Annotated in this window: 17 protein-coding genes and 1 other RNA gene; 12 read left to right on the plus strand and 6 right to left on the minus strand. The window is 70.4% G+C overall.

From position 1 onward, the window contains the following. Positions 1-127: 127 nt before the first annotated feature. Positions 128-928: a histidinol-phosphatase gene (gene hisN, locus ABZX10_RS06815; RefSeq protein WP_355536238.1), complete on the minus strand. Its 801-nt coding sequence runs from the start codon at positions 926-928 to the stop codon at positions 128-130. Positions 929-991: 63 nt separating this feature from the next. On the opposite strand from hisN, the gene ABZX10_RS06820 reads away from it, so the two are divergent. The 8 genes from ABZX10_RS06820 (at position 992) to ssrA (ending at position 6916) form a co-directional block, all read left to right on the plus strand. Further along, entirely contained in the window at positions 992-1384 is a 393-nt protein-coding gene (locus ABZX10_RS06820; RefSeq protein ID WP_355536241.1) for a hypothetical protein, read from the plus strand. A 2-nt stretch (positions 1385-1386) separates the two neighbouring features. Further along, positions 1387-2502 (plus strand): peptide chain release factor 2, encoded by a 1116-nt coding sequence (gene prfB / locus ABZX10_RS06825; protein ID WP_355536243.1) that lies wholly within the window; start codon positions 1387-1389, stop codon positions 2500-2502. Beyond that, complete coding sequence (locus tag ABZX10_RS06830; RefSeq protein ID WP_355536246.1) at positions 2492-3397, plus strand: mechanosensitive ion channel family protein; 906 nt, start codon at positions 2492-2494, stop codon at positions 3395-3397. The genes prfB and ABZX10_RS06830 overlap by 11 nt, the downstream gene beginning before the upstream one ends. Further along, on the plus strand, positions 3394-3963 hold the full coding sequence (locus tag ABZX10_RS06835) for a hypothetical protein (RefSeq protein WP_355536249.1): 570 nt from the start codon (positions 3394-3396) through the stop codon (positions 3961-3963). The genes ABZX10_RS06830 and ABZX10_RS06835 overlap by 4 nt, the downstream gene beginning before the upstream one ends. A gap of 27 nt (positions 3964-3990) precedes the next feature. Next, a complete protein-coding gene (gene ftsE, locus ABZX10_RS06840) occupies positions 3991-4680 on the plus strand; it encodes a cell division ATP-binding protein FtsE (RefSeq protein ID WP_355536252.1) in 690 nt (229 codons plus the stop codon). Between the two features lie 53 nt (positions 4681-4733). Continuing rightward, entirely contained in the window at positions 4734-5639 is a 906-nt protein-coding gene (gene ftsX / locus ABZX10_RS06845) for a permease-like cell division protein FtsX (RefSeq protein WP_355536256.1), read from the plus strand. A 108-nt stretch (positions 5640-5747) separates the two neighbouring features. Next, a complete protein-coding gene (gene smpB / locus ABZX10_RS06850; RefSeq protein ID WP_068571721.1) occupies positions 5748-6227 on the plus strand; it encodes an SsrA-binding protein SmpB in 480 nt (159 codons plus the stop codon). A gap of 318 nt (positions 6228-6545) precedes the next feature. Beyond that, positions 6546-6916, plus strand: a transfer-messenger RNA (tmRNA) gene (ssrA, locus tag ABZX10_RS06855). A gap of 47 nt (positions 6917-6963) precedes the next feature. On the opposite strand, the gene ABZX10_RS06860 is transcribed toward ssrA, so the two are convergent. Further along, positions 6964-7176, minus strand: coding sequence for an excalibur calcium-binding domain-containing protein (locus tag ABZX10_RS06860; RefSeq protein ID WP_355536261.1), 213 nt, complete (start codon positions 7174-7176; stop codon positions 6964-6966). A 215-nt stretch (positions 7177-7391) separates the two neighbouring features. Here ABZX10_RS06860 and ABZX10_RS06865 point away from each other — a divergent pair, with 215 nt between their 5' ends. Beyond that, complete coding sequence (locus ABZX10_RS06865) at positions 7392-8339, plus strand: alpha/beta fold hydrolase (protein ID WP_355536264.1); 948 nt, start codon at positions 7392-7394, stop codon at positions 8337-8339. On the opposite strand, the gene ABZX10_RS06870 is transcribed toward ABZX10_RS06865, so the two are convergent. The 4 genes from ABZX10_RS06870 to ABZX10_RS06885 form a co-directional block, all read right to left on the minus strand. Then, the gene (locus ABZX10_RS06870) at positions 8309-9340 is read right to left on the minus strand and encodes a cation diffusion facilitator family transporter (protein ID WP_355536267.1); all 1032 of its coding nucleotides are present in this window, start codon (positions 9338-9340) and stop codon (positions 8309-8311) included. The genes ABZX10_RS06865 and ABZX10_RS06870 overlap by 31 nt on opposite strands. 80 nt (positions 9341-9420) lie before the next feature. Beyond that, positions 9421-9825 carry a Rid family hydrolase gene (locus tag ABZX10_RS06875; RefSeq protein WP_355536270.1) on the minus strand — a complete coding sequence of 135 codons (405 nt, stop codon included), beginning with the start codon at positions 9823-9825 and terminating at the stop codon, positions 9421-9423. A 66-nt stretch (positions 9826-9891) separates the two neighbouring features. Then, positions 9892-10638 carry an IclR family transcriptional regulator gene (locus ABZX10_RS06880; RefSeq protein ID WP_355536273.1) on the minus strand — a complete coding sequence of 249 codons (747 nt, stop codon included), beginning with the start codon at positions 10636-10638 and terminating at the stop codon, positions 9892-9894. Continuing rightward, positions 10635-11666 (minus strand): sugar kinase, encoded by a 1032-nt coding sequence (locus tag ABZX10_RS06885; RefSeq protein ID WP_355536276.1) that lies wholly within the window; start codon positions 11664-11666, stop codon positions 10635-10637. Before ABZX10_RS06885 ends, ABZX10_RS06880 begins: the two co-directional genes overlap by 4 nt. A 120-nt stretch (positions 11667-11786) precedes the next feature. On the opposite strand from ABZX10_RS06885, the gene ABZX10_RS06890 reads away from it, so the two are divergent. The 3 genes from ABZX10_RS06890 to ABZX10_RS06900 are packed head-to-tail and all read left to right on the plus strand — an operon-like array spanning position 11787 to position 15294. Beyond that, entirely contained in the window at positions 11787-13040 is a 1254-nt protein-coding gene (locus tag ABZX10_RS06890) for an amino acid deaminase (protein WP_355536279.1), read from the plus strand. Positions 13041-13051: 11 nt separating this feature from the next. Then, a complete protein-coding gene (locus ABZX10_RS06895; RefSeq protein ID WP_355536282.1) occupies positions 13052-14653 on the plus strand; it encodes a D-aminoacylase in 1602 nt (533 codons plus the stop codon). Between the two features lie 2 nt (positions 14654-14655). Then, positions 14656-15294 carry a bifunctional 4-hydroxy-2-oxoglutarate aldolase/2-dehydro-3-deoxy-phosphogluconate aldolase gene (locus tag ABZX10_RS06900; protein ID WP_355536285.1) on the plus strand — a complete coding sequence of 213 codons (639 nt, stop codon included), beginning with the start codon at positions 14656-14658 and terminating at the stop codon, positions 15292-15294. Positions 15295-15309 lie beyond the last annotated feature (15 nt).

A 15309-nucleotide genomic window follows, 5' to 3' on the forward strand; every position in this document is an offset into this window, starting at 1 on the left:
TCGCGGCGAGGCCGATCGCGGGAGGATTCCCGGCCGACGCGATCGCCAACTTACTCTTGAGTCAGGAGTGACCTTACTCTGCGGTAAGTTGCGTGCCAAGAGGTGGGACGAAAGCCGTGTCGCTGTGTCAGTCGGTCAGACGGCGGAGAACCTGCGGATGCAGCACCGGGTTCGCCGCGACGGCCGATCCGGCGTGGGGTCCGGGCGTACCGTCGGTGCCCGTGAACAGGCCCCCGGCCTCCCGGACCACGATCTCGACGGCGGCCAGATCCCACAGGGAGACCTCGGGTTCCACCGCGATGTCCACCGAGCCCTCGGCCACCATGCAGTAGCTCCAGAAGTCGCCGTAGCCGCGCAGCCGCCACGCGTCGTCGGCGAGCGCGAGGAAGCGGTCCCGGCTCGCCCGGTCCGCGAAGTAGGACAGGTCCGAGAAGGAGATGCTCGCGTCCGCGATCTCGCGGACGCCCGAGACGGAGATCCGGCGGGGCGCGGCACCGTCGAAGGAGACGAACGCGCCGGCGCCCGCCGCGGCGAACCACCGGCGCCGGAGCGCGGGGGCGGAGACGACACCGACCACGGGCACGCCGTCCTCGAGGAGCGCGATGAGGGTGGACCACACCGGGACCGAGCGCACGTAGTTCTTGGTGCCGTCGATCGGGTCGACCACCCATTGCCGGCCCGCGAACACGGGCTCGCCGCCGAACTCCTCGCCGAGCACCGCATCGTCGGGCCGCTCGGCCGCGAGCCGGTCCCGGATCAGTGTCTCGGTGGCGAGGTCGGCGTCGGAGACGGGCGTGAGGTCGGGCTTGGCGTCGACCTTCAGGTCCAGGGCGCCGAACCTGGCCATGGTCAGCTCGTCGGCGGCGTCCGCGAGGGCGAGGGCCAGTGCCAGATCGGGATTCGGGGAGTTCGACGGTGCGCTCGACATGCGAGACAAGGTATCGGAGCGCGGTCGCGGGCGTGCAGCGGACACCGTCGGTAATCTGGGCATATGGTCTGGATCTGGATTCTGATGCTCGCCGCGATGCTGGGCGCGTTCGTCGTCATGTGGCAGCGCTCCCAGCGCGGCACGTTGGGCACCGCGCCCGCCGGTCCGGGCATGGAGGACGGGACGCTCACGCTCAGCGGGGTCAGCCCGCGGCCGCTGGAGGCCGATCAGAAGGGGCAGGCCTTCGTCACCGTGTCCGGCTCGATCGTCGGCCCGACCACGGCGCCCACGCCGGTGTACCGGCGGCTCGTCGTCGACTTCGCGGAGCGCTGGCCGGAGGTGGGGGACAGACTGCCCGTCTACTACAAGGTGGGGAAGATCGACAGCTCGTGGCAGCTGGGCAGCCTTACGCCGCCACCGGACTCCTACGGCGCGCCGGGCCAGTATCCTGAGTGACTGTGCATCCTGACGTAGCCGCAGACATCGAGAGCCTCGACACCACCCTGCAGACGGTGGAGAAGGTGATCGACCTCGACGAACTGCGCCGGCGCGTCGACGAGCTCGAACACAAGGCGTCGGACCCCGAGCTGTGGAACGACCAGGCCAACGCGCAGCAGGTCACCAGCCAGCTCTCCCACGCGCAGACCGAGCTGCGTCGTGTCACCGATCTCCGGCAGCGGCTCGACGATCTGCCGGTGCTGTACGAGCTCGCCGAGGCCGAGGAGGGCGAGGACCTCGCCGCAGCGCTCGAGGACGCCGACGGCGACCGCGCCAAGCTGCGCGCCGAGATCGAGGCCATGGAGGTCAAGACCATGCTCTCGGGCGAGTACGACTCGCGCGACGCGCTGATCAACATCCGGGCCGGCGCGGGCGGCGTCGACGCCGCGGACTGGGCCGAGATGCTCATGCGCATGTACATCCGCTGGGCCGAGAAGCACGGCTACGGCGTGGAGGTCTACGACACCAGCTACGCCGAGGAGGCGGGCCTGAAGTCCGCCACGTTCACCGTCAAGACCGACTACGCGTACGGCACGTTGTCGGTGGAGATGGGCACGCACCGGCTCGTCCGGATCAGCCCCTTCGACAATCAGGGGCGGCGGCAGACCTCGTTCGCCGAGGTCGAGGTCCTGCCGGTGGTCGAGACCACCGACCACATCGACGTCAATGAGAACGACGTCCGGGTGGACGTCTACCGTTCCTCCGGTCCCGGTGGCCAGTCCGTCAACACGACCGACTCCGCGGTGCGGCTCACGCACATCCCCACCGGCATCGTCGTGACCTGCCAGAACGAGAAGAGCCAGCTGCAGAACAAGGTCGCGGCCATGAAGGTGCTCTCCGCGAAGCTGCTCGAGCGCAAGCGGCAGGAGGAGCGCGCCGCGATGGACGCGCTCAGCACGACCGAGGGCGCGTCCTGGGGCAACCAGATGCGCTCCTACGTGCTGCACCCGTACCAGATGGTCAAGGATCTGCGCACGAACTACGAGGTGAACAACCCGTCGGCGGTGCTCGACGGCGACCTGGACGGCTTCATCGAGGCCGGCATCCGCTGGCGGATGCGCGGCGATGACGAGTAGCGCCCTGTACGCGGTCTCGTTCCTGCCGGGATCGGCCGGCTGGCGCTTCTTCCTGTTCGAGCGCGTGCTCCCGATCGCGCTGTGGATCATCGCCGCGATCCTGGCCAACCGGTTCGTCAACTGGTCCTCCGCGCGGGTGACCGTGCGGATCGATTCGCAGTTCCGCAACAGTGACTCGCTCGTGCGATCGGAGTCCGCGAAGCACCAGCACGCCCTGATCCAGGTGGTGAGCTGGGTGGCGATCGCGGCCATCTACCTGTTCGCCGCGTACCAGGTGGTCAAGGCCCTCGGCGTGCCCATCAACGCTCTCGTCGCCCCGGCCACAGTCATCGGCGCGGCGCTGGGCTTCGGCGCCCAGCGCGTGGTCCAGGACCTGCTGGCGGGCTTCTTCCTCATCACCGAGCGGCAGTACGGCTTCGGCGACGTGGTCAACCTCTCGCTCACGGGCGGTTCCACGGCGGAGGGCACCGTCTCCGACGTGACCCTGCGCGTCACCAAGCTGCGCAACACCGACGGCGAGGTGATCACGGTGCCGAACGGGCAGATCATCAAGGCCACCAACCTCTCGAAGGACTGGGCGCGTGCCGTGGTCGACGTGCCGCTCCCGAAGAACGTGGACATGGGCAAGGTCAACGCCCTGCTGCACCGGGTGGGGGAGCGGGCCTACCACGACCCGGTGATGTCGGCGCTGCTGCTCGACGAGCCCTCGCTGATGGGGGTCGAGTCCATCGATCTCGATCAGGTGAACGTCCGCATGGTCGCGCGCACGCTGCCGGGCAAGCAGTTCGAGGTGGGTCGCAACCTCCGCGAGCGGATCGTCCGCAGCCTGGCGACCGCGGGGATCGCCGTCGATCCGGTCGCGGACGCCGTCGAGGACGACAAGGAGCCGACGTGACCGACCAGACCCCGACGGAGCCCAGGCCCGACGAGCCCGCCGGTCCCGCGCCGCAGCCGGCCACCAAGATCATCGCGCCGCCCTTCTGGGACCGCCTGCCGAAGACGATCCCGCACACCCGCGCCCGCACCAGCACCGTGATCTTCTCGGTGCTGTTCATCGGCCTGTTGTGGTGGTATCTCACGTTGTACGACGAGTTCGTGCCGAAGGACGTCCAGCAGGGGCGCCAGCCCGTCGCGACGACGACCGCGCCCGCCTACACCGAACCCGCCTACACGCCGCCGCTCACCTCGGAGCGGCGGGAGTCGCCATCGGCCGCACCGTCGTCCGTTCCGGAGAGCGGTTCCGGGCACCCCTCGGCCTCCGGCGCACCGTCGTCGACGGTGCCGGGCGGCTCCGTCGAGCCCAGGACGGCACCGTCGGGCGGTCCGACGGTGAGCCAGACGCCGTCCGGCGGGATCGTCCTGCCCGGGGGCGCGACGATTCCGCTCCCGGTGCCGGGCGGGCAGAACACCGAGGTCCCGACCAGCGGCGGCGCACCGACGACCACGGTTCCCCCGAGCTGAGGCCGCGCGTCAGTACACTGGGCGACCGTGATCACGCTCCAGAACGTCACGATGAAGTACAAGGCGTCCGCCAGGCCGGCGCTCGACGACCTGTCGGTCGAGATCGGCAAGGGCGAGTTCGCCTTCCTGATCGGGCCGTCGGGGTCCGGCAAGTCGACGTTCTTCCGGCTGCTCCTCAAGGAGGACAAGCCGACGAGCGGCGATGTGTACGTGGGCGACTACCACGTGAACAAGCTGTCGGCGCGGCGCGTGCCGCAGCTGCGGCAGTCGCTCGGGTGCGTCTTCCAGGACTTCCGGCTCCTGCAGCAGAAGACGGTCGCCGAGAACGTGGCCTTCGCGCTCGAGGTGATCGGCAAGCCGCGCACTGTCATCGACCGGACGGTGCCGCAGGTGCTGGACTACGTGGGCCTCGGCGGCAAGGCGGGCCGCATGCCGAGCGAGCTGTCCGGTGGCGAGAAGCAGCGCGTGGCCATCGCCCGTGCGATCGCGAACCGCCCGCTGCTGCTGCTCGCCGACGAGCCGACCGGCAACCTCGACCCCGACACCTCGGCGGAGATCGTGGACGTGCTCGACCGGATCAACCGGGCCGGTACGACCGTGGTGATGGCCACGCACGACCGCCACATCGTCGATTCGATGCGCCGCCGGGTCATCGAGTTCCGGATGGGCGAGATGGTGCGCGACGACGCGACCGGCGTGTACGGGCTGGGCCGCTGACGGCGCCCGCCGCGCCCGCCCACCGACGAACGAAACCGAAGGACTGAATCCACGTGCGTGCCAGTTTCATCACCAGCGAGGTCGTCACCGGCCTGCGCCGGAACGTGAGCATGACGATCGCCATGATCCTCACCACCGCGATCTCGCTCGGCCTGTTCGGCGGCGGCCTGCTCGTGGTGCGGATGGCCGACAAGAGCCAGGACATCTTCCTGCAGCGCGTCGAGATCCAGGTGTTCGTCGACGACAAGGTCGCCGCCGACGATCCGGACTGCCAGAAGGCGGTGTGCCAGGCGATCGAGTCGAAGATCAAGGCGCAGCCGGGCGTGGACTCGCTCGACTACATCTCGCAGGACAAGGCGCTCGAGACCGCGAAGACCAAGACCTTCGCCGGACAGCCCGAGCTCGCCGAGCTGGTGCGCCCGGGCGTGCTGCCCGCCTCCTTCAAGGTGCGGGTCGGCGACGACAAGAAGTTCTCCGCGGTGATCGACGCGGTCAAGGGCCAGCCCGGCGTGTCCGGCGTGCAGGACCAGCGCGAGCTGGTGGAGCGCGTGTTCTCGGTGCTGAACGGCGCGCGCAACGCCGCCTTCTTCGTGGCGCTGATCCAGGCCGTGGCCGCGATCCTCCTGATCGCGAACATGGTCCAGGTGGCCGCGTACACCAGGCGGACGGAGGTGTCGATCATGCGACTGGTCGGCGCCACCCGCTGGTACACCCAGCTGCCCTTCCTGCTCGAGGCGGTGCTCGCCGCGCTGATCGGTGCGGTGCTCGCGATCGGCGGCCTGTTCGCCGGCAAGACCCTGTTCTTCGACCGTGCCCTGCGGGAGATGTACGGCGTGAACATCCTGGCCAGGATCACCGGTACCGACGTGCTGTTGGTCTCGCCCTGGCTGCTCCTCGTGGGCGCCGGATTCGCCGCCGTCACCGCGTACGTCACGCTGCGGTTCTACGTGCGGGAGTAGCGCCGCCGAGGATAACTCGCTTTCCGCGTACCGTCGTGCCCCCGTACGATGGAGTGGTTGTCCAGCGTGACCGGCACTCGGTCGCGGCGTAGGGGAAGGGGTCGGACGATGGCGAAGGAGAAGGGGCGCTCGGTCATCGCGAGCAACCGCAAGGCGCGCCACAATTACGCCATCCTCGACACCTTCGAGGCGGGCGTGGTGCTCGTGGGTACCGAGGTGAAGGCGCTCCGCGAGGGCAAGGCATCCCTCGTGGACGCGTACGCGACCATCGACGACGGTGAGGTCTGGCTGCGCGGCCTGCACATCCCCGAGTACGGCAGCGGATCATGGACGAATCACACGCCGCGCCGCACCCGCAAGCTGCTCATGCACCGGCGCGAGATCGATTCGCTGACCGGGAAGATCCGCGAGGGCAACCAGACGCTGGTGCCCCTGTCGATGTACTTCAACGACGGTCGCGTCAAGGTCGAGCTGGCGCTGGCCAAGGGCAAGCAGGACTACGACAAGCGGCAGGACATCGCCCGGCGCACCGCCGAGCGCGAGCTGGTCCGGGAGCTGGGCCGGCGCGTCAAGGGCATGCGCGGCTAGTTTCGTTTTCGACGGTGCGCGGCGTGTCGCGCCCGGTTCGTCGGGTTGCGGGCGTTCACTGGACATACGAGTTGCTGATGTGACTTGTGGGACTCAAGTGAAGGAGCGGATCCATGAGTGTCGAGAACCGGGCCAAGGTCGTATCGCTGGCGCATCGTGTGGGCGCGGTGCTGCTCACCGTGCTGGTCAACATGAACGCCTCCGCCGCGGGCGTGCGCCTGCGCACCGTCTGAATAATCGTTGGACACCCGCCGTTGGCGGTGGGGTAGTATGGAGCTTCCACTCCGGAAGGGGTGGGCACCGCGGAAGCGGCGATGAGGGGCCGATCGGTTTCGACTTCGTTTGTTGACGCGGGGGAAGCGTGCCGGTGCAGGCTGGAGACCACCGTAAGCGTCGCGGCAACCAATTAAGCGCCGATTCCAATCAGCGCGACTTCGCTCTCGCTGCCTAAGCAGCCAGGCGAGTCTGTCAGTCCGGGTTCGCCCTCGGCCCGGGTACTGGCATCAGCTAGAGGGATTCACCTCGCGGTGCGGTCGCGGCATCGCGGGGGACATCCAACAGCGACTGGGATCGTCATCCTCGCTCGTCCGTGAGACGGGGAGATCCGAGTAGAGGCACAGCGGACTGCGCACGGAGAAGCCCCGTAGAAATAGCGGAGGACCCGGGTTCAATTCCCGGCGGCTCCACAGGACAGCGCCCCCTGACTGGCTGGTCAGGGGGCGCTGTCGTGTCCGTGCTACTTCTTCTTCGTCTCGCAGGCGATGCCGTCGCCGTCCCGGTCGAGGTGGCTGCTGTAGCCCGGCTGGCCCTTGAGGATGGGGGCCTTGCCGGCCTTACGCACCTCGGTGCAGTTCTTGTACGACGGGTCGGCGTGCGACACGGCGGCCGGCGCGGCGAGCGCGGCGATCGAGAACGCGGCGACGACGACGCGGGTGGCGGTGAGGGACATGGGGACTCCTGCAGACCGGGGGAAGCGACGACCGCAGGACGGTCCTCTCCTGCGGTTCTTACGGTGTACGCCTTTGCGGTGGCAAGGAGATCGCCGGATATGGGTAATTAGTCGGGAAACTGACTATTAGTCACGATTCACGTGAGCTCGATGACCTGAAACAAGTTCTAGAAATGTTCCACGCGAGGTTCGGGCCTCGGCTACCTTCTGTGATCATGAACCTGCGTTCCGTCTGGCGACGGGCGGCCGCGGCGGCCGTCGCCGCGGCATTCCTGGTCGCGGCACCGTCGTACGCCGAGCCGTTGCCCGAGAACTTCAGCTTCTTCGGCGGCATACCGTCGGAGCTGACGAACCCGAACGGGGCGCTGCCCGGGACTAATGACTATTCCTGCAGGCCGACGGCGCGCCACCCCGACCCGGTCGTGCTGGTGCACGGCACCGGCGGTGGGGCGCAGACCAACTGGGGCGCCTACGCGCCGCTGCTCAAGAACAACGGCTACTGCGTGTTCTCCTTCACCTACGGCGCGCTGCCGGGCGCGCCGTGGCCGGCCAATCAGATCGGTGGCACCCGGCCGCTCGCCGTGAGTGCTCAGCAGCTGAAGGCTGTGGTGGAACGAGTTCTGTCTGCGACGGGCGCGAAGAAGGTCGACCTCATCGGCCACTCGCAGGGGACGCTCATGCCGTCGTATTACCTCAAGCGGCTCGGCGGTGCCGAGAAGGTGGGCAGGTACGTCTCGCTCGCGTCGCTGTGGCGGGGGACCGGCGGCGATCTCGGGCGGGCGGCCTCGGTGTTCGTCCACGGGCTCGGTGTGCGCGACCCGTACTTCCCGGTGTTCGAGTCCATCGGCGACATGCTGCCGGGCTCGCACTTCCTCGACGACCTGTGGTCCGGCGGCTCGCCCTATGTGAAGGGCGTCGAGTACACGAACATCTCGACGCGCTACGACGAACTCGTCCTCCCGTACACGAGTGGCCAGCTCGACGGCCCCGCGGGCACGACGGTGCACAACATCGTTGTGCAGGACACGTGCGCGCAGGACCTGTCGGACCATCTCGCGATCGCGGGATCGCGCCGGGCGGCGTACATGGTGCTCAACGCCCTCGATCCCCAGCATCCGCGGGCGGTGCCCTGCTACCTGGTGCCGCCGTTCTCGGGCGCGTGACGGGCGGTGTGGACCGGGCCGCACCCGACGGCACCGTCGGCGCTCCGACCCGGTGACGGCGCCGGACCGGCGGAGTAGGCCTCGCCGTGCGGGTCGCCGCAATGATCCTCGGCGCCCGCGTGATCGACCTGCAGCGTCGCGTGCTCGATGCGGTGCTCGTCGTGCAGCATGCTGCTGATGCTCGACCGGACGGCGTGGCAGTCCGCGCCGGGTGCCACGAGGACGTGCGCGGACATGGCCGACTGTCCCGAGGTGATCTCCCAGATGTGCAGGTCGTGGACTTCGACGACCGAGGCGACCCCGGCCACGTCGCGACCCACGTCCGCCGGATCGACGCCCTCGGGCGCCGCCTCGAGGAAGATCCGGCCCGACGCCTTGACCAGGCCCCAGCCCGCCTTGAGCATGAGCGCCGCGACGACGAGCGCGGCGATCGCGTCCGCGCGGCCCCACCCCGCTGCCCAGATGACGGCGCCCGCGATGGCCGTGGCGATGAACGCGTACAGGTCGTTGAGGATGTGCTGGTACGCGCCCTCGACGTTGAGACTGCTGCGGTTCGCGCGCCGGATGCACCAGGTGGCGGCGAGGTTCACCACGCAGCCGGCGAGGGCGGTGAAGAACACCAACCGCCCGTCCACGTCGGGTGGGGCGACCAGCCGGGAGATGCCCTCATAGACGAAGAACGCCGCGAGCAGCAGCAGTGTGATCCCGTTGGCCTGCGCCGAGAGGATCTCCACCCGCTTGAGGCCCCAGGTGTAGCCGCCGCGCGCCGGCCTTGCGGCGATCCGGATCGCGACGAGCGCGAGCACGATCGCGGCGGCGTCCGTGAGCATGTGCGCCGCGTCGGTGATCAACGCGAGCGAACTCGCGAGGATGCCGATCGTCACCTCGATGGCCATGAAGCCCACCAGCAGCGCGAGCGCGATGCTCAGCCACCGCTTGTCTGCGTCCGCGCTCACGCCGTGGTCGTGCCCGCCGTGCCCGCCGTGTGCGTGCCCGCTCATCTGCGCCCCGATCGTCGTCCGACTCGTCGCCGTCGACAATACATTGCGATATGCGCATATATCAACCGGGGCGGTGGCGATCAGTCGAGAACGGCCAGCGCATCGATCTCGACCAGCATCACCTCGTGCGGCAGGTCGACGAACACCGTGGTGCGGCACGGCAGCGCGGCGCCCTCGGGGACGTTCTCGGCGATGAACGCGCCGTAGACCTCGTTCATCGGGCCGAAGTCGTCGCGCGTGGTGAGGTACACGCGGAACATCAGCACATCGGCGACCGAAGCGCCGCCGGCCTCGAGGATGGCCTTCACGTTCTCGAGCGTGCGCCGCGTCTGCTCCTTCACATCGCCCTCGGCGATGTACTGGTTGGTGGCGGGGTCCATCGGGCCCTGGCCCGAGACCTGCAGCATGTTACCGCGGCGCACGCCCTGGCTGAAGAAGTGCGCGGGAGCGGGGGCGTCGGTGGTCGAGACGGCGGTCGAGGTCATGGTGATTTCCTTTGTTCTCGTGGGTGTTCCGGTGTTCCGGTGTTCCCCGGGGTCGCCGGGGAGGCTTCAGCGCGGGCGGTAGCCGCAGTCGGCGGAGATCGCCGCGCACGTCGTGCGCAGCGGCTCCAGCAGGTCCAGTAGTCGGTCGAAGGGCAGCACGACGTCCGGCACGGACACCGACACGGCGGCGACGACGGCCCCGGACGCGTCGCGCACGGGCGCGGCGATGCAGTTGATCGACGGTTCGTTCTCCTCGCGATCGGCGGCCCAGTCCTGCTCGCGGACCGTCTCGATCTCGTGCAGGTACACGCTGGGGTCGACGATGGTGTTCGGGGTGCGCCACGCGAAGTCGATGCCCGCGACGAGCGGACGCAGCTCGGCATCGGGCAGCGCCGCGAGGATCACCTTCCCGACGGCGCTCGAGTTCAGGTTCGCCTCCATCCCGATCCGGGAGTACATCCGGATCAGGTCGCGCGACTCGAGCTTGTCGATGTAGACCACCGCGTCACCCTCGCGGGCGGCGAGGTGGGTGGTGCGGCCGTACTCACGGTTGAACGCCACCAGGTGGGGCGCCGCGATCTCCCGGATGCCCCGCTGCTCGGACGCGCGCGCGGCGAGGTCGAAGACGCGCGATCCGAGATGGTAGCGGTGCGCGTCGTCGTGATAGGCGAAGCGCGCGTCGGTGAGCGGGCGGAGCAGGCGCAGCACCGTGGTCTTGTGCACGCCCAGCTCGTCGGCCAGTTCGTCGAGGGTCGCGGGGCCCTCGCCCAGCAGGCGAAGGATCTCCAGTGCGCGGGTCAGGCTCTGGCTCATGCGCCCCCGCTCTCCCGGGGCGGCGGGAAATCGTTGCCGCCCACGTTGATTCCGCCGGGGCCGATGTGCGCGTCCGCCCACTCCTGCTCGTCGCACGCGAGGAGCGCGGCCATCGCCTCAGGAGGGAGGACGGCGAAATCGGCGCGCACCGTCAGTGTGGCGGCCGCGCCGGCGTGGCCCCGCCGCAAGCAGGTGCGCATGTCCTCGTCGTGCGCCAGGCCGTGCAGGAAGCCGGCGGCGAAGGAATCGCCCGCACCCACCGGTTCCACGACCTCGACCGACAGGGCGGGAACAGCGACCTGCGAGCCGTCGCGCGCCACCGCGATCGCCCGCACGGCACCGTCTTTGACGATGACCGTGCGCGGCTCGGGGAGCAGTGCCCGGACCTCCGCCGGTTCGCCGGTCCCGAGCACCCGCTCGGCCTCGTCCGAGCCGACGAGCACCACGTCCGCGAAGCGGGCCAGCCGGATCACGAGGGACGGGTCCCCGCTGGGCCAGAGCTGTTCGCGCCAGTTGACGTCGAAGGTGACGGTGCCCGGCACGCCGGTGCGGTCGCGCAGGAGCGCGAGGGTCAGTTCGGCACATGACGCGGACAGCGCCGGCGTGATGCCGCTGGTGTGCACGATGTGCGCCCGGCCCAGCGCCTCCGCGACCGCCGGGCGGGCGAGATACGCCGTGTCCATGCCCGCGGCGGCGCTGCCTGCGCGCCGGTAGGTGCTCGCAGTCGTCGGTTCACCCGATGCGTCGACCCCCTCGGTCTTCGCGTACCGGCCGGTGAAGCCCGTGGGATCGACGTCCACTGCGGCCGTGTCGACGCCGTGCGCGCGCAGGTGCGCGACGATCCGCCGGCCCTCCGCGTCTCCGCCCACCCGGCTGACGAAGGCGGTGTGCGTCCCGAGCGTGGCGACGCCCGCGGCGACGTTCGCCTCCGCGCCGCCGGCGTGCATGGCGGGCTCGGGTGCGTCGAGCTCGGCGGCCGACACCAGTGCCAGCGGCTCGCCGAGGCAGGCGATCCAGGGTTCCGTCACCGTCTCGCGCCTTTCGGAAATCAGGTGGTTGTGCAGGGCCTTGGAGCGATGCTACCGTCTGTGACACACATCACGCAACGATGATTGCAACATGTGCAACGTAGCAGATGAGGGAGTGAAATGGCCAACGGGATCGACGCGCGACCGGATGTGCTCAGTGTGGTCGACAAGGCAGTCCCCGCGTGGGCGAACGGCATGAACACCGCTGATTTCCTCGGTCGCGCGCCGCACCTGGCCGATCTCTCCACGCCCGTCCTCGTGCTGGATCGGGCCGCCATGGCCGGCAATGTCGCCGAGTTCGCCCGCTGGACCGCGGCGCACGGTTTCGACCTCGAGCCACACGGCAAGACCACGATGGCCCCGGCCCTGTGGCAGGACCAGCTCGACGCGGGGTCCACCGCCATCACCATCGCCAACCTCCCGCAGCTGCAGGTCGCCGTCGCCGCCGGGTTCCGGAACCTGCACGTGGCCAACGCCATCGCCGATCCGGCGGGCCTGCGCTGGCTGGGCGAGGCGCTGGACGCGGACGCGGCGCTCGAGGTCGTGCTGTGGGCCGACGGGGTCGGCACCGTCGACGCGCTCGAGCGAGGCCTGGCGGGCGCGACGCGGCAGCCGACCGTGCTCGTCGAGCTCGGCGGGCAGGGCGGCCGGACGGGCGCGCGGAGCGTGGACGAGGGGTTCGAGATCGGACGGCGCATCGCGGCGTCGGACCGCCTCCGCCTCGGCGGCGTCACGGGGTACGAGGGCGCGTTCGCGCACGACACGAGCGCCGAGGCGCTCACCACGGTCGACGACTACCTCCGCGGGCTGCTCGAACTGCATGCCCGGCTGCGTCCGCTCTACCCCGAGGGCCGGATCGTCGTGTCCGCCGGCGGCAGCGCGTACTTCGACCGGGTCGCCGCGATCCTCGGCGGGATCGACGACGCCCGCGTCGTCGTCCGATCGGGGGCGTACATCATCCACGACGACGGCTTCTACCGCGGCATCACGCCGTCCGGCCGTGCGGCTGACGCGCCGCGGCTGCGGTCGGCCATGCACGTGTGGGCCCGGGTCATCTCCCGGCCCGAGCCCGGGCTCGCTCTGCTCGACGTGGGCCGCCGCGACGTCTCCTTCGACGAGGGCCTGCCCGAACCGCAGGTGGCGGCCGCGGGGCTCGGCGCCGAGACCCGCCCGATCGACGCGGTGATCACGGCCGTCAACGACCAGCACGCCTTCCTCCGGCTCGCCGCCGAGGACCCGCTGGTCGTGGGCGACGTCGTGCGGCTCGGGCTGAGCCACCCCTGCACCGTCTTCGACAAGTGGCGGGTGATCCCGGTCGTCGCGGACGACGGCCAGGACCCCCAGGTCGTCGACGTCATCTCCACGTACTTCTAGGGCGGGAACGCATGCACGACATCCTGATCCGCGGCGCGGCCGTGGTCGACGGCACGGAGACGCCGCGCTACACCGCGGACGTCGCGATCGCCGGCGGCGTGATCGCCGCGATCGGCCGCGACCTCGGCGCGGCGCACCGCGTGATCGACGCGGGAGGCCTGGTGCTCAGCCCCGGCTTCATCGACATGCACGCCCACTCCGACCTGCAGGTGCTCCTCAACCCGGCGCACCCGTCGCGGATCACCCAGGGCGTCACCTGCGAGGTCATCGGGCAGGACGGTCTGAGCTACGCACCCGTCTCCGACGAGACCCTCGCGGTGGTGCGTCGGCAGATCGCGGGCTGGAACACCGACCCCGCGGACTTCGACTTCTCGTGGCGCACCGTCGGCGAGTACCTGGACCGGTTGGATGCGGCCGGCACCGCCACCAACCTCGCCTACCTCGTGCCGCACGGGCTGCTCCGCGCGCTCGCGCACGGCTTCGACGACGGTGTCGCCGCACCGGCCGAGGTGGAGCGGATGCAGGAGATCCTCGCGCGGGGCCTGCGCGAGGGCGCCGTCGGCCTCTCGACGGGCCTCACCTACACCCCGGCCATGTACGCGGACGACGCTGAGCTGGCCGCGCTCCTGCGCACCACGGGCGAACTCGGCGGCTACTTCTCGCCGCACCACCGCAGCTACGGCGCGGGCGCCATGGAGGCCTACGCCGAGATGATCGACCTGTCGCGGCGCACCGGCTGCCCGCTGCACCTCGCGCACGCCACGCTGAACTTCGGCCCGAACAAGGGGCGTGCGCCGGAACTGCTCGCGCTGCTCGACGAGGCGGTCGCCGCGGGCGCGGACATCTCGCTCGACACCTACCCCTATCTGCCCGGTGCCACCACGTTGGCCGCGATCCTGCCCAGTTGGGCGGCGTCCGGCGGGGCCGATGCTACCCTCGAACGCCTCCGCGACCCCCAACCGCTGGCCCGGATCCGGGAACACCTCGAGCACACCGGCTCCGACGGCTGCCACGGCGTGATCGCCGAGTGGGAGACCATCGAGATCAGCGGTGTCGGCAACGAGGCGCTCTCGCACTACGTGGGCCGGACCATCGCGCAGATCGCCGCCGACGAGGCTCGCGACCCGTTCGAGGTCTGCGTCGGCATCCTCCTCGAGGACCGCTTGGCCACGGGGATCCTGCAGCACGTGGGCCACGAGGAGAACGTGCGCGCCATCATGGGGCACCCCACGCACACCGGCGGCAGTGACGGTCTGCTCGTCGGCGGTAAGCCACACCCTCGCGCATGGGGCACCTTCGCCCGGTACCTCGGGCACTACAGCCGTGACCTGGGGCTGATGAGCCTCGAGGAGTGCGTCGGCCACCTCACGGGCCGTCCCGCCCGGCGCCTGAAGCTGGTCCGACGGGGCCTCGTCCGCGAGGGCTACGCCGCCGACCTGGCGCTGTTCGACCCCGACGCGGTGATCGACCGCGCCACCTACGACGCCCCGCGCACGCCCGCCGCGGGGTTCACACACGTCCTCGTGCGCGGCGTCCCCGCGCTCGACGACGGCGAACCCACCGGCGCGCTCGCGGGCGGCGCGCTGCGACTGACCGACGAAGGGGTCCTGTGACCGTGTCCGAATCCACCGCCGGGGCGCCCGGCCTGCTCCACGACCTCGCCACCGACCGGGCGCTCACCGTGGTGCGCGCGCCCGCGCTGCCCGACGCCGCGGCCCTGTGCCGTGCCCTCGCCGAGGGCGGCATCCGCACCGTCGAGCTCACCTTCACCACTCCCGGCGTGCTCGGCCACCTGGAGCGCGCGGCCACCGTCGAGGGCACGAACCTCGGCGTCGGCACCGTCCGCACCGCCGCGCAGGCCCGCGACGCCGTGAACGCCGGCGCCCGGTTCCTCGTGACGCCCGACGTGAACGAGGAGGTCGCCGAGGCGGCCCGCGATCTCGGCACCCCGATCTTCCTCGGCGCCCTCACCCCGACCGAGGTCGCCCGCGCCGCGGCGCTGGGCTCGGTCGCGGTGAAGATCTTCCCCGCCAAGGCCTTCGGCCCCGGCTATCTCAAGGACCTCCACGGCCCGTTCCCCGGCCTCCCGCTGCTGCCCTCGGGCGGCGTCAGTGAGGGCAATGCCCGCGAGTTCCTGGGCGCAGGCGCCGTCGCCGTCTGCGCCGGCACCTCCGTCGTACCCCCCGACGCCGTCGCCGCCGGCGACTGGGCCGACATCACCACCCGCGCCGCGCGCTTCGTCGCCGCGCTCTGACCCTTCCAGAACGGG

The sequence above is a fragment of the Tsukamurella sp. NPDC003166 genome (genome assembly GCF_040611135.1).
GTDB lineage: Bacteria > Actinomycetota > Actinomycetes > Mycobacteriales > Mycobacteriaceae > Tsukamurella.